The sequence below is a fragment of the Pseudomonas sp. RIT288 genome (genome assembly GCF_000631985.1).
Classification (GTDB): Bacteria; Pseudomonadota; Gammaproteobacteria; order Pseudomonadales; family Pseudomonadaceae; genus Aquipseudomonas.
The window spans coordinates 71,865-91,020 of record NZ_JFYN01000043.1 but is presented as its reverse complement, the minus strand read 5'-3'; the positions used below and the strand labels follow the sequence as shown (position 1 = coordinate 91,020).

Annotated in this window: 23 protein-coding genes and 1 tRNA gene; 14 read left to right on the top strand and 10 right to left on the bottom strand. The window is 58.8% G+C overall.

What is annotated here, in order from left to right; genetic code table 11:
• The first annotated feature begins 80 nt into the window (after positions 1 to 80).
• Together BW33_RS25790 and BW33_RS25785 are read left to right on the top strand one after the other, a co-directional pair.
• Positions 81 to 518 carry an Lrp/AsnC family transcriptional regulator gene (locus tag BW33_RS25790; RefSeq protein ID WP_047602142.1) on the top strand — a complete coding sequence of 146 codons (438 nt, stop codon included), beginning with the start codon at positions 81 to 83 and terminating at the stop codon, positions 516 to 518.
• Positions 519 to 576: 58 nt separating this feature from the next.
• Positions 577 to 903, top strand: a complete 327-nt coding sequence (locus tag BW33_RS25785) for a YceK/YidQ family lipoprotein (RefSeq protein WP_047602141.1) — start codon at positions 577 to 579, stop codon at positions 901 to 903.
• Between the two features lie 64 nt (positions 904 to 967).
• Here BW33_RS25785 and BW33_RS25780 read toward each other — a convergent pair whose 3' ends face one another.
• Positions 968 to 1,639: a Bax inhibitor-1/YccA family protein gene (locus BW33_RS25780; RefSeq protein WP_047602140.1), complete on the bottom strand. Its 672-nt coding sequence runs from the start codon at positions 1,637 to 1,639 to the stop codon at positions 968 to 970.
• Positions 1,640 to 1,762: 123 nt separating this feature from the next.
• On the opposite strand from BW33_RS25780, the gene BW33_RS25775 reads away from it, so the two are divergent.
• Together BW33_RS25775 and BW33_RS25770 are read left to right on the top strand one after the other, a co-directional pair.
• Positions 1,763 to 1,850: transfer RNA gene (locus tag BW33_RS25775), tRNA-Ser, on the top strand.
• A 372-nt stretch (positions 1,851 to 2,222) separates the two neighbouring features.
• Complete coding sequence (locus BW33_RS25770) at positions 2,223 to 2,474, top strand: DUF2790 domain-containing protein (RefSeq protein ID WP_047602139.1); 252 nt, start codon at positions 2,223 to 2,225, stop codon at positions 2,472 to 2,474.
• A 76-nt stretch (positions 2,475 to 2,550) separates the two neighbouring features.
• Here BW33_RS25770 and BW33_RS25765 read toward each other — a convergent pair whose 3' ends face one another.
• Positions 2,551 to 3,477 (bottom strand): LysR family transcriptional regulator, encoded by a 927-nt coding sequence (locus tag BW33_RS25765; RefSeq protein WP_047602138.1) that lies wholly within the window; start codon positions 3,475 to 3,477, stop codon positions 2,551 to 2,553.
• 220 nt (positions 3,478 to 3,697) lie between these two features.
• Here BW33_RS25765 and BW33_RS25760 point away from each other — a divergent pair, with 220 nt between their 5' ends.
• The 3 genes from BW33_RS25760 to BW33_RS25750 are packed head-to-tail and all read left to right on the top strand — an operon-like array spanning position 3,698 to position 6,480.
• Positions 3,698 to 5,134, top strand: coding sequence for an NAD-dependent succinate-semialdehyde dehydrogenase (locus BW33_RS25760; RefSeq protein ID WP_047602136.1), 1,437 nt, complete (start codon positions 3,698 to 3,700; stop codon positions 5,132 to 5,134).
• Between the two features lie 11 nt (positions 5,135 to 5,145).
• Positions 5,146 to 5,478 (top strand): carboxymuconolactone decarboxylase family protein, encoded by a 333-nt coding sequence (locus BW33_RS25755; RefSeq protein ID WP_047602135.1) that lies wholly within the window; start codon positions 5,146 to 5,148, stop codon positions 5,476 to 5,478.
• Positions 5,479 to 6,480: an NAD(P)H-quinone oxidoreductase gene (locus tag BW33_RS25750; RefSeq protein ID WP_047602134.1), complete on the top strand. Its 1,002-nt coding sequence runs from the start codon at positions 5,479 to 5,481 to the stop codon at positions 6,478 to 6,480.
• Positions 6,481 to 6,717: 237 nt separating this feature from the next.
• Here the strand turns inward: BW33_RS25750 and BW33_RS25745 are convergent, their stop codons facing one another.
• From BW33_RS25745 to BW33_RS25730, 4 genes are all read right to left on the bottom strand, one after another.
• Complete coding sequence (locus tag BW33_RS25745; RefSeq protein ID WP_047602132.1) at positions 6,718 to 7,590, bottom strand: class I SAM-dependent methyltransferase; 873 nt, start codon at positions 7,588 to 7,590, stop codon at positions 6,718 to 6,720.
• Between the two features lie 65 nt (positions 7,591 to 7,655).
• The gene (locus tag BW33_RS25740) at positions 7,656 to 8,501 is read right to left on the bottom strand and encodes an alpha/beta fold hydrolase (RefSeq protein WP_047602130.1); all 846 of its coding nucleotides are present in this window, start codon (positions 8,499 to 8,501) and stop codon (positions 7,656 to 7,658) included.
• A gap of 168 nt (positions 8,502 to 8,669) precedes the next feature.
• The gene (locus tag BW33_RS25735; protein ID WP_041475302.1) at positions 8,670 to 9,047 is read right to left on the bottom strand and encodes an antibiotic biosynthesis monooxygenase family protein; all 378 of its coding nucleotides are present in this window, start codon (positions 9,045 to 9,047) and stop codon (positions 8,670 to 8,672) included.
• Positions 9,048 to 9,103: 56 nt separating this feature from the next.
• Positions 9,104 to 9,997: an NAD(P)/FAD-dependent oxidoreductase gene (locus BW33_RS25730; protein WP_047602128.1), complete on the bottom strand. Its 894-nt coding sequence runs from the start codon at positions 9,995 to 9,997 to the stop codon at positions 9,104 to 9,106.
• A gap of 106 nt (positions 9,998 to 10,103) precedes the next feature.
• On the opposite strand from BW33_RS25730, the gene BW33_RS25725 reads away from it, so the two are divergent.
• The 3 genes from BW33_RS25725 to BW33_RS25715 all read left to right on the top strand — a co-directional run bounded on the left by BW33_RS25725 (position 10,104) and on the right by BW33_RS25715 (position 11,810).
• Complete coding sequence (locus BW33_RS25725) at positions 10,104 to 10,733, top strand: TetR/AcrR family transcriptional regulator (protein WP_047602443.1); 630 nt, start codon at positions 10,104 to 10,106, stop codon at positions 10,731 to 10,733.
• Between the two features lie 77 nt (positions 10,734 to 10,810).
• Positions 10,811 to 11,008, top strand: a complete 198-nt coding sequence (locus BW33_RS25720) for a hypothetical protein (protein ID WP_047602127.1) — start codon at positions 10,811 to 10,813, stop codon at positions 11,006 to 11,008.
• A 262-nt stretch (positions 11,009 to 11,270) separates the two neighbouring features.
• On the top strand, positions 11,271 to 11,810 hold the full coding sequence (locus BW33_RS25715) for a GAF domain-containing protein (RefSeq protein ID WP_047602126.1): 540 nt from the start codon (positions 11,271 to 11,273) through the stop codon (positions 11,808 to 11,810).
• 66 nt (positions 11,811 to 11,876) lie between these two features.
• On the opposite strand, the gene BW33_RS25710 is transcribed toward BW33_RS25715, so the two are convergent.
• The 4 genes from BW33_RS25710 to BW33_RS25695 all read right to left on the bottom strand — a co-directional run bounded on the left by BW33_RS25710 (position 11,877) and on the right by BW33_RS25695 (position 16,429).
• Entirely contained in the window at positions 11,877 to 14,003 is a 2,127-nt protein-coding gene (locus tag BW33_RS25710; protein WP_047602125.1) for a TonB-dependent siderophore receptor, read from the bottom strand.
• A 163-nt stretch (positions 14,004 to 14,166) separates the two neighbouring features.
• A complete protein-coding gene (locus BW33_RS25705; protein ID WP_047602124.1) occupies positions 14,167 to 14,388 on the bottom strand; it encodes a hypothetical protein in 222 nt (73 codons plus the stop codon).
• 179 nt (positions 14,389 to 14,567) lie between these two features.
• Entirely contained in the window at positions 14,568 to 15,302 is a 735-nt protein-coding gene (locus tag BW33_RS25700) for an SDR family oxidoreductase (RefSeq protein WP_047602123.1), read from the bottom strand.
• Between the two features lie 182 nt (positions 15,303 to 15,484).
• Positions 15,485 to 16,429, bottom strand: coding sequence for a helix-turn-helix domain-containing protein (locus BW33_RS25695; RefSeq protein WP_047602441.1), 945 nt, complete (start codon positions 16,427 to 16,429; stop codon positions 15,485 to 15,487).
• Positions 16,430 to 16,716: 287 nt separating this feature from the next.
• Here BW33_RS25695 and BW33_RS25690 point away from each other — a divergent pair, with 287 nt between their 5' ends.
• The 4 genes from BW33_RS25690 (at position 16,717) to BW33_RS25675 (ending at position 19,148) form a co-directional block, all read left to right on the top strand.
• Complete coding sequence (locus tag BW33_RS25690) at positions 16,717 to 17,481, top strand: SDR family NAD(P)-dependent oxidoreductase (protein WP_047602121.1); 765 nt, start codon at positions 16,717 to 16,719, stop codon at positions 17,479 to 17,481.
• Between the two features lie 174 nt (positions 17,482 to 17,655).
• Positions 17,656 to 17,874 (top strand): hypothetical protein, encoded by a 219-nt coding sequence (locus BW33_RS25685; RefSeq protein WP_047602120.1) that lies wholly within the window; start codon positions 17,656 to 17,658, stop codon positions 17,872 to 17,874.
• Between the two features lie 18 nt (positions 17,875 to 17,892).
• Positions 17,893 to 18,150, top strand: a complete 258-nt coding sequence (locus tag BW33_RS25680) for an Atu4866 domain-containing protein (RefSeq protein ID WP_047602119.1) — start codon at positions 17,893 to 17,895, stop codon at positions 18,148 to 18,150.
• An 80-nt stretch (positions 18,151 to 18,230) separates the two neighbouring features.
• Positions 18,231 to 19,148 (top strand): AraC family transcriptional regulator, encoded by a 918-nt coding sequence (locus BW33_RS25675; RefSeq protein ID WP_047602117.1) that lies wholly within the window; start codon positions 18,231 to 18,233, stop codon positions 19,146 to 19,148.
• Positions 19,149 to 19,156 lie beyond the last annotated feature (8 nt).

The window sequence follows — 19,156 nt, the reverse complement described above, 5'->3', positions numbered from 1 at the left end:
GCAAAAAGCAGGCTAAACTCGGTTTCTGCCTTTTTTATCGCGGGTGGTTTCCCTCAAATGCCTAATACCGGAGTTGCGCCATGACCGACGATATCGACCAGATCCTCATCAGCGCCTTGATGGAAGACTCGCGCCGCTCGCTCAAGGCATTGGCGCAGATCAGCGGCCTGTCGTCACCCAGCGTGGCCGAACGCCTGCGCCGGCTGGAGGAACGCGGCGTGCTCAGGGGTTATACCGTCGAGATCGACCCCAAATGTTTCGGCTATCAACTCCAGGCGATCGTCCGGGTACGTCCGCTGCCGGGGCAACTGCAGGAAGTGGAACGGCAGATTATGTCGATCCCGGAGTTCACCGAGTGCGACAAGGTCACCGGGGAAGATTGTTTCATCGCCCGCCTGCACGTGCGCTCGATGGAACAGCTGGACACCCTGCTCGACCGCCTCAATACGCTGGCCGAAACCAACACCGCGATCGTCAAGAAAACCCCGGTCAAACGCCGTTTGCCGCCGATGGCGTGAGTGCTTTTTGCGTCTGTTCGGCGTAGATTGAGGTTTTTCCGGCTAAGGATTGGCGGTAATGAGAATTCAGGCAGTGATGCTGACAGTGTTGATGCTTGCCGGGTGCGGGACGGTGCAGACCGTCGTGCTTAGCGACAAGGCTTCCGTAGACCAGTTGAAAACCAAGAAAACCTACTGCGGCGCGGTCCCGCGCATTTACAGCGGTGCGACCTACGACTTCTGCATGCTGCACGCCGAAAAGCCGGATGACGTCGACGCGTTCAATTACAACAACGCCTCCTTTGGCCTGGTGGTCGATGCAGCGGTTTCGGGTGTGCTGGATACTTTTCTGCTGCCCTACACTATTTACAAGCAACAGGCCGATGGCAGCATGGTGATCAACTGATCCGCTTTTCGCAGACAACAAAAAACCCGCCGAAGCGGGTTTTTTGTTGATTCACGAATTGCGATCAGTCGTCGCGGCTCATGATGCCGAAGATCTGCAACAAGCTGATGAACAGGTTGTAGATCGATACATACAGGCTGATGGTCGCCATGATGTAGTTGCGCTCGCCACCGTGGATGATCGCGCTGGTCTGGAACAGAATGCACACCGACGAGAACAGCACGAAACCGGCGCTGATCGCCAGTTGCAGGCCGCTGATCTGGAAGAACAGGCTCGCCAGCGTTGCACCCAGCAACACGAAGAAACCGGCGGTGATGAAACCACCGAGGAAGCTCATGTCCTTGCGGGTGATCAGCACGTAGGCCGACAGACCACCAAACACCAGCGCGGTCATCGCGAACGCCGAGCTGACCACTTCAGCGCCGCCCTGCATGCCCAGGTAACGGTTGAGGATCGGGCCGAGCAGGAAACCCATGAAACCGGTCAGCGCAAAAGCGGACACCAGGCCCCACGCGGAATCACGGAGTTTGTTGGTGAGGAAGAACAGTCCGTAGAAGCCGATCAGCACCACGAAAATGTTCGGGTAGCCGACGCGCATCTGCTGCGCCACGAACGCCATCACACCGCTGAATGCGAGGGTGAGCGCCAGTAGACCGTAAGTGTTGCGCAGGACGCGGCTAACCTCTAGCTGCTCAGCCTGCACGCTGTTGTGAACTGCGTAATCCTGTTCGCGCATGGCGACACTCCTGTTGGTTTGAAACGTTCAGTCGCAAAGATCATAACAGACGCTCTGCAACAAGCCATGCACAGAGTTTGACAGTGTGTTTCATTCAGGTATTATGGCGCCCGCAACGCAAACGGAGGTGTGGCCGAGTGGTTTAAGGCAACGGTCTTGAAAACCGTCGACTGTAACAGGTCCATGAGTTCGAATCCCATCGCCTCCGCCATCTTATGTACGACAAAGCCCTGATTATTCAGGGCTTTGTCGTTTCTGGCGTTCGGAAATTTTGTCCTTCTCCCTCTGGATCGTTTCCGTATCTTTTCGGCCATTTGCGCAACTATGCCCTTCTGACACGGCCGCGCGCTCCCTCAAGTTTAGTTGATTCGACCTCGAAACTCAGGAGCATGTGGCTGCCTTTGACAGGCAGATTTCGCCCAAAAGCAGACGGCCACACATAAAAAAGCACTAACGTCAGACACCTCACGATTGTGTTCGGAATTGAGAAAAGTCTTTCCCTGATTCGCTCCTGTTTCCACAAAACCCTGAAGCCTAAAGTTCGTCCTGCCAGCAACATCCACTTACTTCAGGAAATCTCATTATGAAAACAGCAATGGTCATCATCGCACTTTTGGGCTTCAGCTCTGTTGTAGCGGCGCAGGAGGGTGCAGCAAGAACTCAACAGGTCGAGCAATATGGCTACGGTACCCACCTTGATGTCGCCAAAGTCATCTCTGAAGACCGCGTGCCAGATGTTTGCGCTGTAGTGCCGACGCACATGACTTACCAGGATTCACAAGGCAAACAGCACGTACTGGCCTATAGCGTCATGGGCCGCTGCAGCCAGGGGTAAGCAAGCTGTTCGCCAATCATTGCGCCTCGAAGAGTTGTCTCATCGAGGCGCAAATACTTTTTTGCCCACCAGCGTTTCAATCGATAAGTTCTTTGGCCGTGGCTGCCAGTTGACTGCCAACCCGATCTTTCAGCGTTTCAATAAACCGGGTGATTTTTGCATCGACAAACTGCCGGGAGGTATAGACGGCGTACACGTTGCGCTCATAGGTATGGTAGTCAGGCAAAACCCGCACTAACTTGCCGGAACGCAAATCGTCGATGGCTGTAAACCCGGCCAACAAACCAATCCCCGCGCCCTCTCGACTGGCAAGCGCCATCGCATCCATATCGTTGACGCTGAAACTTGGCCCCGTCGGGACAAATGTCGCGTCCCCCGCTCTGCTCTTGAGCTGCCACTCATCCCGCACATAGTCCACGGTACCCAGCAGCAGACACTGATGATCGCGCAAGTCTTCGGGCTTTTCGGGGGCCGCATGCCGGGCGAGGTAGTCTGGCGACGCCACCAGCACACAATGGCTGACACCGATCTTTTGGCTGACATACGCCGAATCGGGAAGCGCACGGGCGATCAGAATCGAGACGTCCAGTTGGTCTTCCAACAGGTTAGGCATGCGTTGCGAGAGTAATAAATCCACAGTCACCTCCGGGAACTGCCGGCGGTACTCCAGCACGGCCCCCGTGACCAGATGCCGAGCCAGCCCGGGCACGCAATGCACACGCAGTGTTCCCTTCGGCTGTAGCGCCGCATTGCTGGCTTCGGCTTCGGCACTTTCCAGATCAGCCAGGATTTTCGTGCAGCGCTCATAGAACCGTCGCCCTGCATCGGTGACCGAAAGACGTCGGGTCGAGCGTTGCAACAGGCGTGTATCGAGCACGTTTTCCAGCGCAGATACAGCACGCGATACGTTACCGACTGTGGAGTCCAGATGATTGGCAACGGCCGTGAAACTGCCCATCTCGACAACTTTTATGTACACCGACATGTTCGAAAGCTTATCCATCGCGACCTTCCTGATATCTGACGCTCACCCGTGATAGCGCGCATTTTTTCCGGATGCTACACGTTCGGCCCGCGGCTCGATATTACCTCTGGCGACAACAATGATTCCCTTCGGCGCGACTAAATCAAGGGGCGCTCCTTCCATAGACTTGGTTGCACAGGCCGCCTGAACAGGCGCCGGATTTCTTACGAATCTCTGACAACCAACTGAAGGTCACATCATGAAGACTTCCTACGACCCGCTTTATCTTTTCATCGGTGGTGAATGGATCAGTGCCGAAGGGCGCGATACCGCCGCTGTCGTCAACCCGGCAACCGGCCGGGAAATCGGCCGCGTCCCTCTCGCCACCGCAGACGACCTTGATCACGCCCTTGAAGTGACTCGCCTGAGCTTCGAACAATGGCGTCAGACCGTGCCTGACAAACGCGCAAAAATCCTCAAGCGTGCCGCCGACCTGATCCTCGAGCGTGCACCGCAGATTGCCACGCAGATGACCCTGGAGGAAGGTAAGCCGCTGAATGAAAGCCTGGATGAAGTGACTCGTGCGGCGGAGTATTTCGAATGGTTCGCCGAAAGCGCCCGACGTATCGATGGCCGTGTGGTTCCGGCCAATCGGCCAGGCGTACTGCAACTTGTCAAACGCCAGGCCATCGGCCCAGTCGCCGCATTCACACCGTGGAATTTCCCGGCCATCACCCCGGCACGCAAGCTCTCGGCAGCACTGGCCGCCGGTTGCAGCGTCATCCTCAAACCCGGTGAGGAAAGCCCCTCCACAGCACTGGCCCTGGCGCGTGCACTCGACGATGCAGGATTGCCCAAGGGTGTGCTGCAAGTGGTCTTCGGCGTACCAGATCAAGTGTCCAGCCATCTGATCGCCTCGCCGATCATTCGCAAAGTGACCTTCACCGGTTCAGTGCCGATCGGTCGCCTGCTGTCTGCACGCGCTGCCGAAGGCGTGAAGCCCATCACCCTTGAACTCGGTGGACACGGACCGGTGCTGGTGTTCGAGGATGGCGACATTGAAAAAGCCGCCATCGAAGGCGTCGCGAACCGCTTTCGCGGCACCGGGCAGGTGTGCATTTCGTCCACTCGGTTTCTGATCCAGCGTGGCGCCTATCAAGCCTTTGTCGATCATTTTGTCGCTGCGACCCAAGCGCTGAGAATCGGTGACGGCCTGCATCCGGACACCCAGGTCGGCCCCCTGGCCAACCCAAGGCAATTGGCAAAAATGGAAGAACTGGTCGCCGATGCCGTTGAAAAAGGTGCACGGGTACTGGTCGGTGGCGAAGCCCTGTCAGGCGAAGGCTACTTCTTCCAACCCACGGTTCTGGCGGATGTGCCGATGAGCGCCCGCGTCATGCACGAAGAACCCTTCGGCCCCATCGCCGTACTGATGCCGTTCGATGAACTGGCCGATGGACTGCAAGAAGCCAACCGCCTGCCCTACGGACTTTCGGCCTACGCGTTCACCTCCAGCGCGCGCACGGCCATTGATGTCGCTGATGGATTGGAGGCCGGGATGATCGGGATCAATCAATACCGCATCGTCGCGACCGAGCTCCCGTTCGGCGGCATGAAAGAAAGCGGTCACGGCTCCGAAGGTGGCATTGAAGGCATCGAGCACTATCTCACTCACAAATTCATCAGCCAGGTTTAAGGAACTCGCCCATGTCCAAGCTCAACTTCAACAGTCCTCGCGAAGCAGCGCGCGCATTCACGCCGAAGCTGGCGCAATTCGTCGACTCAACGCTTTATCCGCAAATCTGGAGCGATCCGGCGCTGTCCCCGCGCGACCGTAGCCTGATCACCGTGGCGGCATTGATTGCCGGTGGTCACTCGGAGGAGTTGCCTGCTCACTTACGCCGGGCGGCTGGCAACGGTGTAACCCATGACGAACTGGCGGCAGCGATCACGCACCTGGCGTTTTACGTGGGCTTCCCTGGCGCCATCACCGCATCGGCTATCGCCAGCGCCACGTTCAGCGAAACGGAGAACAACTGAATGAAAGCCATCAACATCAAAGAGTTTGGTGCGCCAGACGTCCTGGAACTCGTAGAGGTCGCCAATCCTGAAGTCCGTCCTCACGACCTGCTGGTGCGTGTCTATGCCGCCGGGGTGAACCGTGCGGACCTGACTCACCGGACCGGTGGCTACGGCCATCCGAACTTCGGTGACTCGCTGATCATCGGCCTGGAAATCGCCGGCGAAGTGATCGGCAAAGGTAGCGCGGTCACGGGGTTCGAGGTGGGAGATCGCGTCATGGGCGTGGTCGGAGGCGGTGCCTACGCCGAACAGGCACGCATTGATTACCGCATGGCCATGCACATTCCCGCGCAGCTTGACTATGTACACGCGGCGGCCATTCCCGAGGTCTTCGTCACGGCCCATGAAGCGATGATGCACCTGGCTCGGCTCAAGTCCGGTGATTCGGTGTTGATTCATGCGGCCGCCGGCGGCGTCGGGTCTGCTGCGGTGCAGTTGGCTTATGCCACAGGCGCCACGGTGTATGCGACGACCGAAGGCAGCAAGTTGGCGCGTGTCGAACATTTGGGCGCTGACGTGGCGATCGACTACAAGACGCAGGATTTCGCTGACGTGATTGCCGACAAAACCCAGGGTCGCGGCGTCGATGTCATCATCGACTTTATCGGTGAGCCCTACTTCGCCCGCAACATCGCGTCCCTTGCAAAGGGCGGCCGCTTGGTTCAGGTAGGCATCCTTGGCGGAGGCGGCAACGTGACCGTAGCGCTGGAAGATATTCTTTACCGCCACGTGCAAATCATCGGTACGGTCATGAAGTCGCGCACGCAACCGGAGAAGCACGAAATGATCAAGCGTTTCCGCGAGCACTGGCTTGATCGCTTCGAGGGTGCCGGAAGCCTTGAGCCGGTTGTCGACAGCACGTTTGCGCTTTCAAGGGCTGCCGATGCTCACCGCCGGATGGAGTCTTCCCAGAACGTCGGGAAAATCATTTTGACGATGCAGCCTGAAGACTTGCTTTAAGTCACCCCATGCCGGATAGAACTGAAAAATGGTGCCCTTGGTGGGCACCTTCAACGGGTGTGGGGAACACCCGCTGAACGTTTTAGCCAATCTGTTGCGTCGACCGGTTGAATCCACAACCGATTAAGACCATTGCAGAGTATTCGCTTTTGCCAAGGACGGATCACCAAACCAAAAGGGACATCAATCTAATTTGCCAAAGTTGCCCTGCTCTACTGAACGGGGACGTCATCCATGCTAACAAGCGCTGGCTGCCGGATTACATGCCATGACGATCCAGGCCGCGCCGTCGATCATCACCGACCGCTCGCCGGGGAGGTCGGCGAAGGCGGCACGAACTGCGGCCCAGGCGTGGTCACGGATGTCATCGGTTTGATGCGCGAGCACAAGCGACAGCGGGCCGCCCTCGAACGCCATCCTTACCGCGTCGTCGATTGCCGCATCCCGAGTCTCGCCTTCGCCGAATGGGATGGACACATCGAACGGCGCAAAAGTGATATCGGTAAAGCCAGCCTCCGTCAGGATACGTGTCACGCGCCCCCGGTCACCGAACGAGAATGGTCCGGGTGCTTCGGGATCAGGCGGTGCGATCGGCGGGACGATGCCCCTGATCGCGCCCATCGGCAGGCGTACCCAATCGTTCTCGGCCACGCCGCGCCAGCAGATGAAAGCGACCCGCCCGCCCGGCCGGAGCGCGCGTCGCATATGGGCGAACGCCCCTGTCGGATCGTCGAAGAACATCACCCCGAAACGCGAGAAAAGGATGTCAAACGCGCCCTCGGGTAGCTTGGCGCTACTGGCGTCGGCCACCTGAAACAGGACCGGCGTATCCTGCGGCGCAAGCTCGCGCGCTCGTTCAATCAGCGGTTCGGATATGTCCACGGCCAGCACATGGCCGCCCGCCCCGACGCGGGCGGCCAGAGCCAGACTCGACGCGCCCGCGCCACAACCGACGTCAAGCACGCGTTCGCCCGTGACGGGCGCCGCGGCTTCTATCGCAGCCTGGCCAAATACCGCAAACATGGCGTCGAGCCGGGCCTGGTTGGCGGCCCAGTACTCTCCGCTTTCGCCATTCCAGTCGGCGACCTGATAGGCTTTTTGCTCTGTCATGACATCTCCTCGTTTTGATTCGTTTTAACCCGCTAGCCTTTGATCGAGGCAAGGAGGATAGGACGCTACCTGGCCCATGCCGCGATCCGTTCCGCGATCGCCTCAGGGGCCTCGATGTGCAGGAAGTGACCGACGCCGGGGACGACTTCCATCGCGTGCGGGGCGGCGAACCGATGTCGGTCTTCGACATGCGCGGGGAGGATGCAGCCGTCGTTGGCACCGTGAAGCTGCAACAGGGGCACCGTGATCGGCTGAGACATGCGTCGCGTCGCACCAATCATGCCGGGGCGCAGCATCGCCCGGTAATACTTTAGGGGCGCGGGCATGCTCTTGCGCAGATGCTCGTGTAGCTCTGCCTTGAGCGCGGGATCGAGCGAGAAGCCGGGCGACCATTGACGCCAGAGGCTGTCGATGAAGGCAAGATCGCGGGCGGTGGCGATCCAGCCGCTTCCAGGCAGTTGAAAGAGCCCCATGTACGAGCTCCGGCGTAGCTGAGCGAGGTGCGTCAGCCGGCTCATGAACGTGAGTGGATGAGGGATTGCGAGCGCGACCGCGCGTTCGATCCGCTCCGGTGCTGTGACGCAGGCGTCATAGGTGATCAGGGCGCCCCAATCGTGGCCAATCAACTCCACGGGGCGCCCCGGAGACCAACGGTCGATCAGCGCGAGCACGTCGCTGGTGAGAGCCGCGAAGTCGAACGGCCCCGCAGTCGGGGACGGCGCGTAGCCGCGAAGCCAGGGTGCGACGACGTGACGGCCACGGCGGCCGAGCTCGGCAAGGAAGAGCTTCGCGGTTGGCGGATGATCTGGGAAACCGTGCAAGACGATCGTCGGTTGACCATCGGGATCGCCGCCCTTCAGCGCATGAAAGGTTCCGTGTGGCAGGTCGAAAGTGACGTGTTCGAACTCCATGTGTGTCAGCCTTTTTCAAAAATAGTCGGGCGAGAAATGCTGATGCTGGCTTCGGTGTTTCTGGTCTTGGACATGTGCGCTTCCATGCTCATCTCCAGTCTCTGCTCTCAAGCCGGCATCTACTGCTGGGCGAAGGGCCGGCCATCGCGCCTTGCCATATTTCCGGAGTCAGGCCGTGCAAAAGCCGGGGACGGCGACCTTCTGGAACAGGTGCGGGGTGGCTACGACGGATGACGGATAGGCCGAAACCTTGGCGACGAATTCGGGGCGGGCGAAGGCATCGCGGAGCGTCTCGGTGGACTCCCACACCACATAGTTCAGGAAGGTCGGGCTATCACCGATCGCGCGGTGCAGTTGGGTGGAAATGAAGCCCGGCTGCTTCTTCAGGGTTTCGCCTGCCGCCTTGAAGGCGTCCAGGAAGCCCGCTTCGTCGGCGGAACCGACCGTGAATATGTTGATAAGTACGATTGGCGCGGCCGAGATGCCGAGTTGGCGCTCAAGCGGGAACTTATCGTCTAGCGGCTTGAATTTCTTCAGGACTTCCATGGTGGCGCTCGCGTCTATTGTGAAATTGAAATTGGCGTGATCGATGCTGCTTGATCTCAAACCAGCATGGACTGCTGGGCGAAGATGCCCGCCATCGCACCTTGCCATGAAGCCGTGCTGACAGAAGCCATGAGAGGATTGGCGAGATCGCCGGCAGCGTAGACGCCGGGCACACTGGTTTCGCGGCGCTCGTCGACCTTGAGGGCGATGCCCAGGGGCGTATCGATCGTGGCGAGGCCCAGTGATTCATGCAGACGTGCGGACGGCTTGTTGCGCGGATGCGCGAACAAGATGTCGACCGCAACAGAGGGGCCGGCATCTAGCCTGATAGTGGCGTTGTGGCTCTCGTCATGGTCGATTTCGGTGATCCGGCCATCGACGATCGGGATGCCGCGGCGCGCCAGATCGGCCCGGATGTCGGGTGGAATGTCTTGACCATTGGCGAAGACTGTCAGTGTGTCGGTCCAGTCGTGGTATAGCCTGACGTAGTTGTGCGAGGGCGGGCCGGACCAGACGAGGCCCCAATGCCGGCCCGCAACTTCAAAGCCGTCGCAATAGGGACAGGGCACTATGGAGGTTCCCCAGCCTTCGGCAAAGCCGGGAAGTTCAGGCATCTGGTCGGCGACGCCATAACTCAAAATCAGGCGGCGTGCCCTGAGGCTTTCGCCATCACCAGTGAGGATGTAGAAATCGTCAATGGTGCCGGAGATGCTCTCGGCCCTGGCAGTGACAAGATTGATCGTAGGGTAGCGCGCCAACTGTTGCCGCGCTTCGGCCAGAATCTCCAGTGGGGGCTTGTGATCGTGGCCAAGCAAACCATGCGAGTGGTCGGCGAAGCGATTACGCGGAAGGCCGGTATCGAGAACGATGACTTTTCGGCGGGCACGACCAAGCTGGAGTGCGGCGGCAAGACCCGCAAAACTGCCGCCGATAATGATGACGTCATTCATGGTGATAGGCTCCGCGTTGTGGCTGAAGGGACTTGGGTTTTACTGTTTGGATACTTTCGAGTACCATAATCCTGAAATTACGATACCGTCAAGTACTGGAATCTTTATGACCGAAATCAGCCAGACCCGGCGCGGCCGGCCAGCCAACGAGGCGCTCAGCCAATCGATCGTCGACGCCGCCGGCGAACTGTTTGTGGAGTTGGGATTTCAAGCGACAACAATGGACAAGGTCGCCCAGCGGGCAAAAATATCCAAGCTAAGCATCTACCGACACTTCGAGAACAAGGAGGCGCTGTTCAGCGCGGCCATCGCGGCCCACTGCCATCAGTTTGCACCACAGGCCATTGTTGAAGGCGTCGACGGTTCGGCTGCAGATCAGCTGATGGCGGTGGGGACATTCCTGCTGCGCACGTTGTTGAGTCCGGAAGTGCGCAGTGTTGAAGCCATGATCATGGTCGACAAGACGAAGCAAAAGTCGTTGAGCAAGCTCCATTACGAAGCCGGTCCCGCCTATGTCACTGCCCAGATCGAGGCCCTTTTGCGTCAGTTGCACGCGGAGGCGATGCTAAACGTGCCCGACCCTTTAGCGTCTGCCCGCTTGTTTGCCGCGCTTATCAAAGGGTCCGATCTCCTGATGATCGCCCGCTTCGATGAAGCGAAAGCAAAGGACGACAATGAAGTTGAATCCTATTGCCGGTCGGCCGTCGCAATGTTCATCGCAGCGCACGGTATTTAGTGTTGACCTGCAACGGGCTGCCACGGTGCTCGAACTGATCAATAAACACAGCCTTCGGACTGTGGACTGGAGCGATATTGATCGCTCATCTGGAAATTGACCTTGGGCTCGACTCTCCAAACAAGACGCATATTCTGGTCGATGCCTTGAAAGCCCTGCAGCTGAAAAGTCAGGATGTTGATCGTCACGTTTACTATTCGTCAGGCACGCTGTCTGAACTCTTGCAGGTGTTTTCCAGTAGCGCTCAAGTCAACCTGAACGATGCCATTGCATGAAAGTCCTGGAGCCAAGTCCGCAGGGAAGACTTGCGTAGCCGTGGCGTTTAGCTGGGCCAGACTGCCGCTTCTGATACCTGCTCCAGGATCTGCTCAGCAGTCGATTCCGCTGCCCGCACGATCAGACGCCAATGATCCTTCGCTATTGCAGCCATCAGGAACCTTTCATGTGAACGAATCCGTTTTGTTTAGTATCAAAACGGGCAGTTTCAAAAGCGTTTAGCAGTCGCCAACTCGAAAAATCATGACCGGAGAACAATGCATGCCCCTCAGTGACACCATTGACAGAGCGTTGCTAAGCGCAGAGGAACGTTCCTCTATCGCTGAAATAGAAGCTACGACCAATATTCTGCAGCTCGTTACACGCATGACCGGGACGCGTTTCGCGGCGATCGCAAAATTCACCGACACGGACTGGATCGTCTGTTCCGCCTTCGATCCGATCGAACTTGGAATCAACACCGGCGACACGCTGGAACTGGAGACCACGCTGTGCAGCGAGTTTCGCAGAGACCCCCAGGTGCTTTTCGTGCCGCAGATAAGTCGCGATGGCAGGTTTTCGACACGCCCTGTGGTGAAGCAATATTTGATTGAAAGCTACGCAGGAGCCCCTATTTTCCTGCCCGACGGACAACTTTGGGGCGCGCTGTGTGCACTGGACTCCAGGGCGGTGATTTTCGATGACCCGGATCTGGCAGACACGTTAGGCCTGTTCGCGAGACTGATCGGCTGTATCTTTTACGCGAATCTGACGGAGGCCGGCAGCGGCTACAGCAAGAACGTTTCAAGCGTTATCGGATAAACAAGAAACAGCCCTGAATATTCAGGGCTGTTTCATTGTGGCCTGTGAGAATTTTGCTCCACCCTGCTACAAGGTGTAGGAAACACCGACCTGCACGGTTCGCGGCGCCCCCGGATAGGCATAGACGTTGCCGAATGCGCCCTCTTCATAATCACGGTCGAACAGGTTTTTCACGTCGAGATTGAGCCGCACCTTGTCATTGATCTTGTAGAAGCTGAGCAAATCGACAACGGTATAGCTGCCCATCGAAAACGCGGTGTTGGCGGTTTGTCCGGCGCGCTCGTCGACGTACTTGAGACCAGTGCCCAGCCCCAATCCCTTGAGGGTGCCGTCCTGGAACTCATACATGTTCAGCAGGCTGAAGCTGTTCTTCGGGATATTCATCAGCCGCGTGCCAGAGCGCAGCACGTTGTCCTTGGTCACCTCGGCATCGACATAGGCGTAACCACCAATCACCCGCCATTCGGGCGTCAGGTTGCCGGCAACGTTGACGTCGAAACCGCGGCTACGCACTTCGCCGGCCGCAACGCTGAAGGTCGAATCAACCGGGTCGGTGGTCAACACGTTACGTTTTTCGATCTGATAGATCGCCGCGTCAACACTCAACTGCTGATCCAGCGCTTCCCACTTGATCCCCATTTCATAGGACTTGCCCTTCTCCGGCTCGAACCCTCCGCCCTGGCGACTGGCGCCGGTGTTCGGCTTGAAGGAGCGCGCCGTATCGGCATAGATCGCCAATGTCTCGGTCAGGTCGTAAGTCACACCGATGCGCGGAGTCACCGCGTTGTCACTGGCCTGCCAGCTCTTGCCACCGGGCACGTAGGTTTCGTAGTCATGTTCGAAGCGCTCGAAACGCGCCCCGGCCAGCACCTTGAGTTTATCGGTCAATGCCACCTGATCCTGCAGGAACGCGGCATACGTCTTGAGGTTTTCCTTGTCGTGCGTCGGCGTGCGGGTGAGTGCCGGGCGCGGCTGCCCGTAGACCGGATCGAAGATGTCGATCGGGTACGCACCGACGGCGCCGCTGGAGCGTTGAATGATCGACTTGTAGTCGTAATCTTCGTACTCGATACCGGTGAGCAACGTGTGCTGCAAACCCGCGGTATCGAAATGCCCGGTCAGATTGAGTTGGGTATCCTTGTCGGTCCACTCCAGCTTGCGGTAGTTGAAGTTGCGCCCGAGGGTACGGCCGTCATCGGCAATGCCATTGGCCTCGATTGCGTTGCCCTTGAGCGAACCATCGAGCCACTGGAAACCGCCGCCCAGGGTCCAGTCGTCGTTGAGCATGTGCTCGAAACGCAATTGCGCCATGTTGTTGTCGTTATGCAGTTTGCCAGCGTCTTTTTCGCCGAAAAAACTGTCGCGCGAGGCGGTTCCTGTCTGCTTCGCGTAACGGGTAAGGCCCCGATCCAGAGGCGCATTGTTGCGCATGAAATCGCCTTCGAAAATCAGCTTGGTTGCGTCGGTTGCCTGCCAGGTGAGTACCGGCGAGATGCCGTAGCGCTCGGTTTCGACGTGATCGCGGAAGGTGTCGCCGCCCTCGCCCACAACGTTCAAGCGATAGGCCAGGCGCCCCTCTTCGTCGAGCGGGCCGGAAGCGTCCAGCGTGCCGCGTTTCATGCCCTGATCGTTGAGTTGGCTGCCCAGGGTGACGCTGCTTTCAGGCAACGGCTGCTTGGACACCACGTTGAAGGTGCCGCCAGGATCACCCCGACCGTAGAGCATCGTGGCCGGCCCGCGCAGCACTTCGAGGCGTTCGATTGTGTTGGCATCCGGCATGTTCGGATAGCCGCGGTTGATCGGAAAACCGTTGCGATAGAACTCGCCGGTGGTGAAGCCACGCACGGTAAACGTGGTCAGGCCCTGGCCACCAAAATTGTTCGCTCGCCCTACGCCACCGGCGTAGTCCAGCGCGTCCTGCAAACGGGTGGCACCCAGATCCTCGACCGCGTCCTTGGAGACCACACTGATCGATTGCGGAGTTTCGTGGATAGAGGTGTCAGTACGCGTGGCGCTGGCCGAGCGCGTCGCCCGATAACCCTGCACCGGGCCGTCCGCCCTTTCGTAATTCGCAGTACCGATGACATCGGTTGCGTCCAGCTCCAGCGTTGAGGGTGATGCCCCCGTTTGATCAGCCCAAGAGGCAGGCGACAATGCTTGCAGCACACAAATGGAAAGCAGGGTTCGACGCATGGAGAGAGCAACCTTTACGAATAGGCCAATGCAGGGGGTGGAACCGCCAAAAAACTCCCGCGCATGCTATACAAAACTATTCGCAATTAATACAAATTCCCATTAACAACAGTTGCCGCTGTCAATGCGGCACCGTCGCTCTGCACCCTGCTCCGCCAAATTTTCAGGTTCCGCCCGAGAGTCCCTCCGTGGTCTGGGCGAACCTTGCCCCGGCCTTGCGCACCAACTGGCGCCATTCTGTTGCTGTAATCAGTCCTTCCTGCTCCATCGTATCGGCCATTTTCAGCAAATCGTCGTATTGATCCTCAGCGTCCATACGGATCTCTGGCTCTTCCAGTAATTTTCGCCAGGCGGCCAACGCCTGCTCTTTGCGAATGTCGCTCATGGTTATTACCCCCGGGTGATTTGTAAGTCGGTAGAGGGCTGCGGTTCTGGAGTGTTCAGCGGCGGCGACTGACGGCGCGACAGATGGTTTTCGTTGCGGCCTCGATAAATGAAGCGGCCCAAAGCAGGCGTTGATGCACGACTGCTTTGGGCCTGAGAGCGATTGCCTGCCAGGATGGCTCAGTGCGGGCTGGCCGTCGGACGTACCACAATCTCACTTACATCAACATCGTCGGGCTGTTCGATGGCATAAGCGAGTGCTCGTGCAATGGCGTCTGCGTTGAGCGCCACACGCCGGAAGGCTTTCATTTCCTCGCGAGCCACCTCATCGGAAATCGTATCGGCCAGTTCGGACTCGACGACACCCGGGCACACCACCGTGACGCGAATCTTGTCCGTTTCCTGGCGCAAACCATCCGAGATGGCGCGGACGGCGAATTTGGTCGCGCAGTACACCGCAGCCGTTGGAGAGACCGCAAGACCGCCAATCGACGAGATATTGATAACCTGCCCGTACCCTTGCGCCTGCATGTCCGGCAAGACCGCAGCGATACCATGCAGCACCCCGCGCACGTTGACATCGAGCATCTGGTTCCATTCGTTGACCTTCAACGAGGCCAAGGGAGACAGGGGCATCACGCCCGCGTTGTTGATGATCACATCGACCTTGCCATATTGCGCCTTGGCGAACGTCACGAACGCCTGCATGGATTGCAGATCCGTGACATCCAGTGCGCGGGCGCTGGCCGAGCCACCCTCGGCCCGGATCTCGCTGACCAGTTTGTCCAGACGCTCCGTACGGCGGGCACCGAGTACTACATGGGCACCTTTGCTGGCGATCAGCCTGGCCGCCGCTTCGCCAATACCGCTGCTTGCACCGGTAATCAGCACGACTTTGTTGTGAATGTTCGACATATCCGTAGCTCCTGCTCTCAGCATTGAAGTTCAGCAGCGACCGCTGAAGTCGCGGGCGTTGCTGCTGGGTACGTCGAAAAGATTAAGGGCACGCGCCTGCTCGGCGCGTGCCGAAACCTGCGCAACTTTTGCCTATTCGTGTCGGTGTGCATCAATCTGCAAAACAGATAAGGCAGCGAAGCTCAAGCCCCACGGAACTCGCTGGGCGTTACGCCCACCTCGCGACGAAACACTTGAGAGAAGTGACTGGGGCTTGAATAGCCGACCTCCAGGCCGACGTCGATGACACTGCGCCCGGTCTCGAGCAACAGCTGCCGCGCGCGAATCATGCGCAAGCGGATGAAGTACTGCGAAGGCGAAAATCCCGTCGCTCGCTTGAACAGACGGCTGAAGTGGTACTCGCTCAGCTCGGCCAGTCTGGCCAGCTTTGCCAGGCTGAATTCAGCGCCCAGATCCGCACTCATGGCGTCAGTGACTTTGCGCAGCTTGTAGGCTTGCAAGGCGTTGCTCCGACGTCCACCTCGGGCCTCGGCGCGATAGCTGCGCACCAGGTGCACGGCCAGCGCCTGTGCCAGCGAGCGGGCAAACAGAGCGCTGGGCGAGCGCTCCATAACCAGTTCGGAGCGCAACTGCTCCATGACAAACGTGACGCGCGCGTCGCGTGCCCCGGAAACATCACGCAAACGTACAGCTCCCCCGTAATCCCCCAACAACTCACGCGACGCGTGTTCGATCAGCGGCAGCCCCAGATAAAGGTGCATCACTTCAAAAGTATCGCCTCCCTGAGTCTGCCAGCGCATTTCATAAGGTTCATCGGAACTGGTGAGGAAAAAATCGCCAGCGCTGACCTCTGCCGCTTCCCACTCGCCGCCCGGCACGCGCTCCTCCACCCTCGCCGTCCCCGCCAGAACCAGGACGAGTAGCGGTTCCACCACCGCAGGCACGAGAATGGGTTCAACCACGCTGCCATGGGTAAAAAACCGGATCACGATGTCCTTGATTTCCGGACACGCTGGTAACGCCAGCGGCTCGCCCGGCAGGTAGTCACCCATCGACTGCCCTGTGATGCGCAAGTCCTGATGGGAAGTCGACCTGTGTTCCAGCGACGTTCGCCCGGTATTGGTCATGAACATGTCCTTTTCATACTCGGTTGTGCACAGCCCCACAGCCTTCAGCTGGCGCTTGACCGAACTTTGCCCGATGAGACCGGAACGATGGTATCGGGCTTTTGCCGTGGATTGAATCGAGCAGCGAACCCTTCTTGCTAAGATTCAGCGCAAAACCCCGACAGCGTGGGCAGTTTCCCGAAAGCCGACCTCGCCTCGCTGCGAGACAGTAGGCCCGTCGCCGATGACAGCGCCTTGCGGGCGCCGACCCGGCTAATCCCTACTCGATCAAAACGCTGGAGAACATCATGAGCGATATCAAGTACAGCACACCAAACGAAGTGGCCGGTAAAGTGGCTCTGATCACTGGCGCGGCCAGTGGCATCGGCAAGGCCATCGCACTACTGCTGCATGCCCGCGGCGCCAAGGTCATCGCTGAAGATATAAACCCCGAGGTACAGGCACTGGCTCGCCCCGGGCTGGTACCACTGGTAGCCGATATCACTCAGGACGGGGCCGCCGAACGCGCAGTCGCATTGGCCATCGAGCAATTTGGTCGACTGGACATCCTGGTCAATAACGCCGGCATCATCATCAACAAGCTGGTCATCGACATGACTCGCGAAGACTGGGAGCGCATTCAGGCGGTGAATGCCACGGCTGCATTTCTGCATAGCCGGGAAGCGGTCAAAGCGATGCTGCCGAATAAATCCGGCTCGATCGTCAACATCGCGTCCTACGCCTCCTATTTCGCCTTCCCCACCATCGCCGCCTACACCGCCTCCAAAGGCGCGCTCGCGCAACTGACGCGCACCCTGGCGCTTGAAGTCATCGGCCACGGCATCCGCGTCAATGCCGTCGGCGTCGGAGATGTGGTGACCAACATCCTCAACAATGTGGTCGACGATGGCCCGGCATTTCTCGCCCAACACGGCGAGGCCGCGCCGATCGGCCGTGCGGCTCAACCAGAAGAAATCGCCGAAGTGGTCGCGTTCATCGCCTCGGACCGTGCCAGCTTCATGGTCGGTTCGGTGGTCATGGCCGACGGCGGCATGACCGTCACGGCCGGGTGAGCCAGCGCAGGAAGGAGCTGCCAGGCACTTGGGCAAGCCAAGAGGATCAGGCAAATCTGCGGCAGTTTCGTCCTAACACCACTGCGCTCGGCTACGTAATCTGAAAGCACGCAACGGATGCAGACACAGGCCACGGCAGGCCACCCGGCTGAACAAGACATTGAGGACTGAACAATGAAAAATGCAAAACGGCTTTCCCTGTCACTGGTGATCAGCGCGATGGTTGCCTGCGCGGTCAACCTCTCCCCTACCAGCCTGCATCTGGCCGCAGACGGCTCTGACCGGACTCCCGGCATGCGCGTGACTGAAGGCGGCAGTGATCGTACTCCGGGGTTTCGCGTTGCCGAAAACGGCTCTGACCGCACCGCCCTGGGTCGAATCGGCCAAGCCTGATATCAAGGAGTCAAGCTGATGAAAAATGCCAGACAAACCACGCCTGTCCATCGTTACGCCGGGATGTGGGTTACCGCCGATGGATTCATCCGTCACGAGCTGCTGACCACTGGGCGTTATGACGAGGCCCGTGGTAAAAATAAGAGTGCCTATGAAGGCCGCTACGAAATAGTTGGTGACTACATCCAGTATTGGGACGACACCGGCTTCACCGCTGACGGGCATTTTCATGACGACGTGCTGTATCACGCCGGCATGATCCTCTATCGGCAATGAGCACTTTAATGATGTCGGGTGAATATCGTCTGCCTGGACAGTTCCGGGCAGACGCTCATAAACACTTGTGAGAGCCTGAAATGCAACAGAGCGATGCTTTCATCCTGCAAAACACGGCCATCTACCGTGACGAACTGGTTCGCTTGCTGACGCAACGGTTTGCTGCACCCGGGGTCTATGAGACTGCCATAGCGCCCTTGCATGTCATCCGTTTTGACGCGCCTTCGGAGCTGATCCACACCGTGCACAAGCCGGCACTTTGCCTGATCGTGCAAGGACAAAAAGAAATCGGTCTGGGTGACGACCATTATCTGTACGACCCGCTCAGTTACCTGGTGGTCTCAGTGACACTTCCCGTTTCCGGGCGCGTGTTGATGGCCAGCCCGGAGGCGCCCTACCTGTGTATCCGCTTTGATTTCGAGGGCACGGAAATCGCTCAGGTCATCGCCGATGCGCCCCCGACGGGCGTCCCGGACGAGCCGGAGCTTGGCCTTTTCCTGGAAAAGGTCGATGTGCCTCTGCTGGAAACCATGCTTCGGCTGGTCCGGCTGCTGGAAACACCGAAAGACATCGGCATGCTGGCGCCCCTCGCCCTGCGCGAGCTGTATTACCGGCTCCTGCGAGGCGTGCACGGTCGTCGTCTGTATGAGCTTGCCCTCGGTGACTCGCAAACACGCCGGGTAACGCGGGCAATCGATTGGCTGAACAACCACTACACCCAACCCTTGCGCATCGAAGAACTCGCCCGGGTCGCCAGTCTGGGCAATTCCACATTGCATCATCAATTCAAGGCCGTGACGGCCATGAGTCCACTGCAATACCAGAAACAACTCCGCCTGCAGGAAGCCCGCCGCTTATTGCTCGGCGAAGGGCTGGATGTGGCGAGTGCCTGCTATCGAGTGGGCTACGAAAGCCCGTCGCAATTCAGCCGGGAATACAGTCGCCAGTTTGGGTGTCCGCCCTCAAAAGACACCCAGCGGGTTCGCCGCCCGGCGTGAAAGTCAGC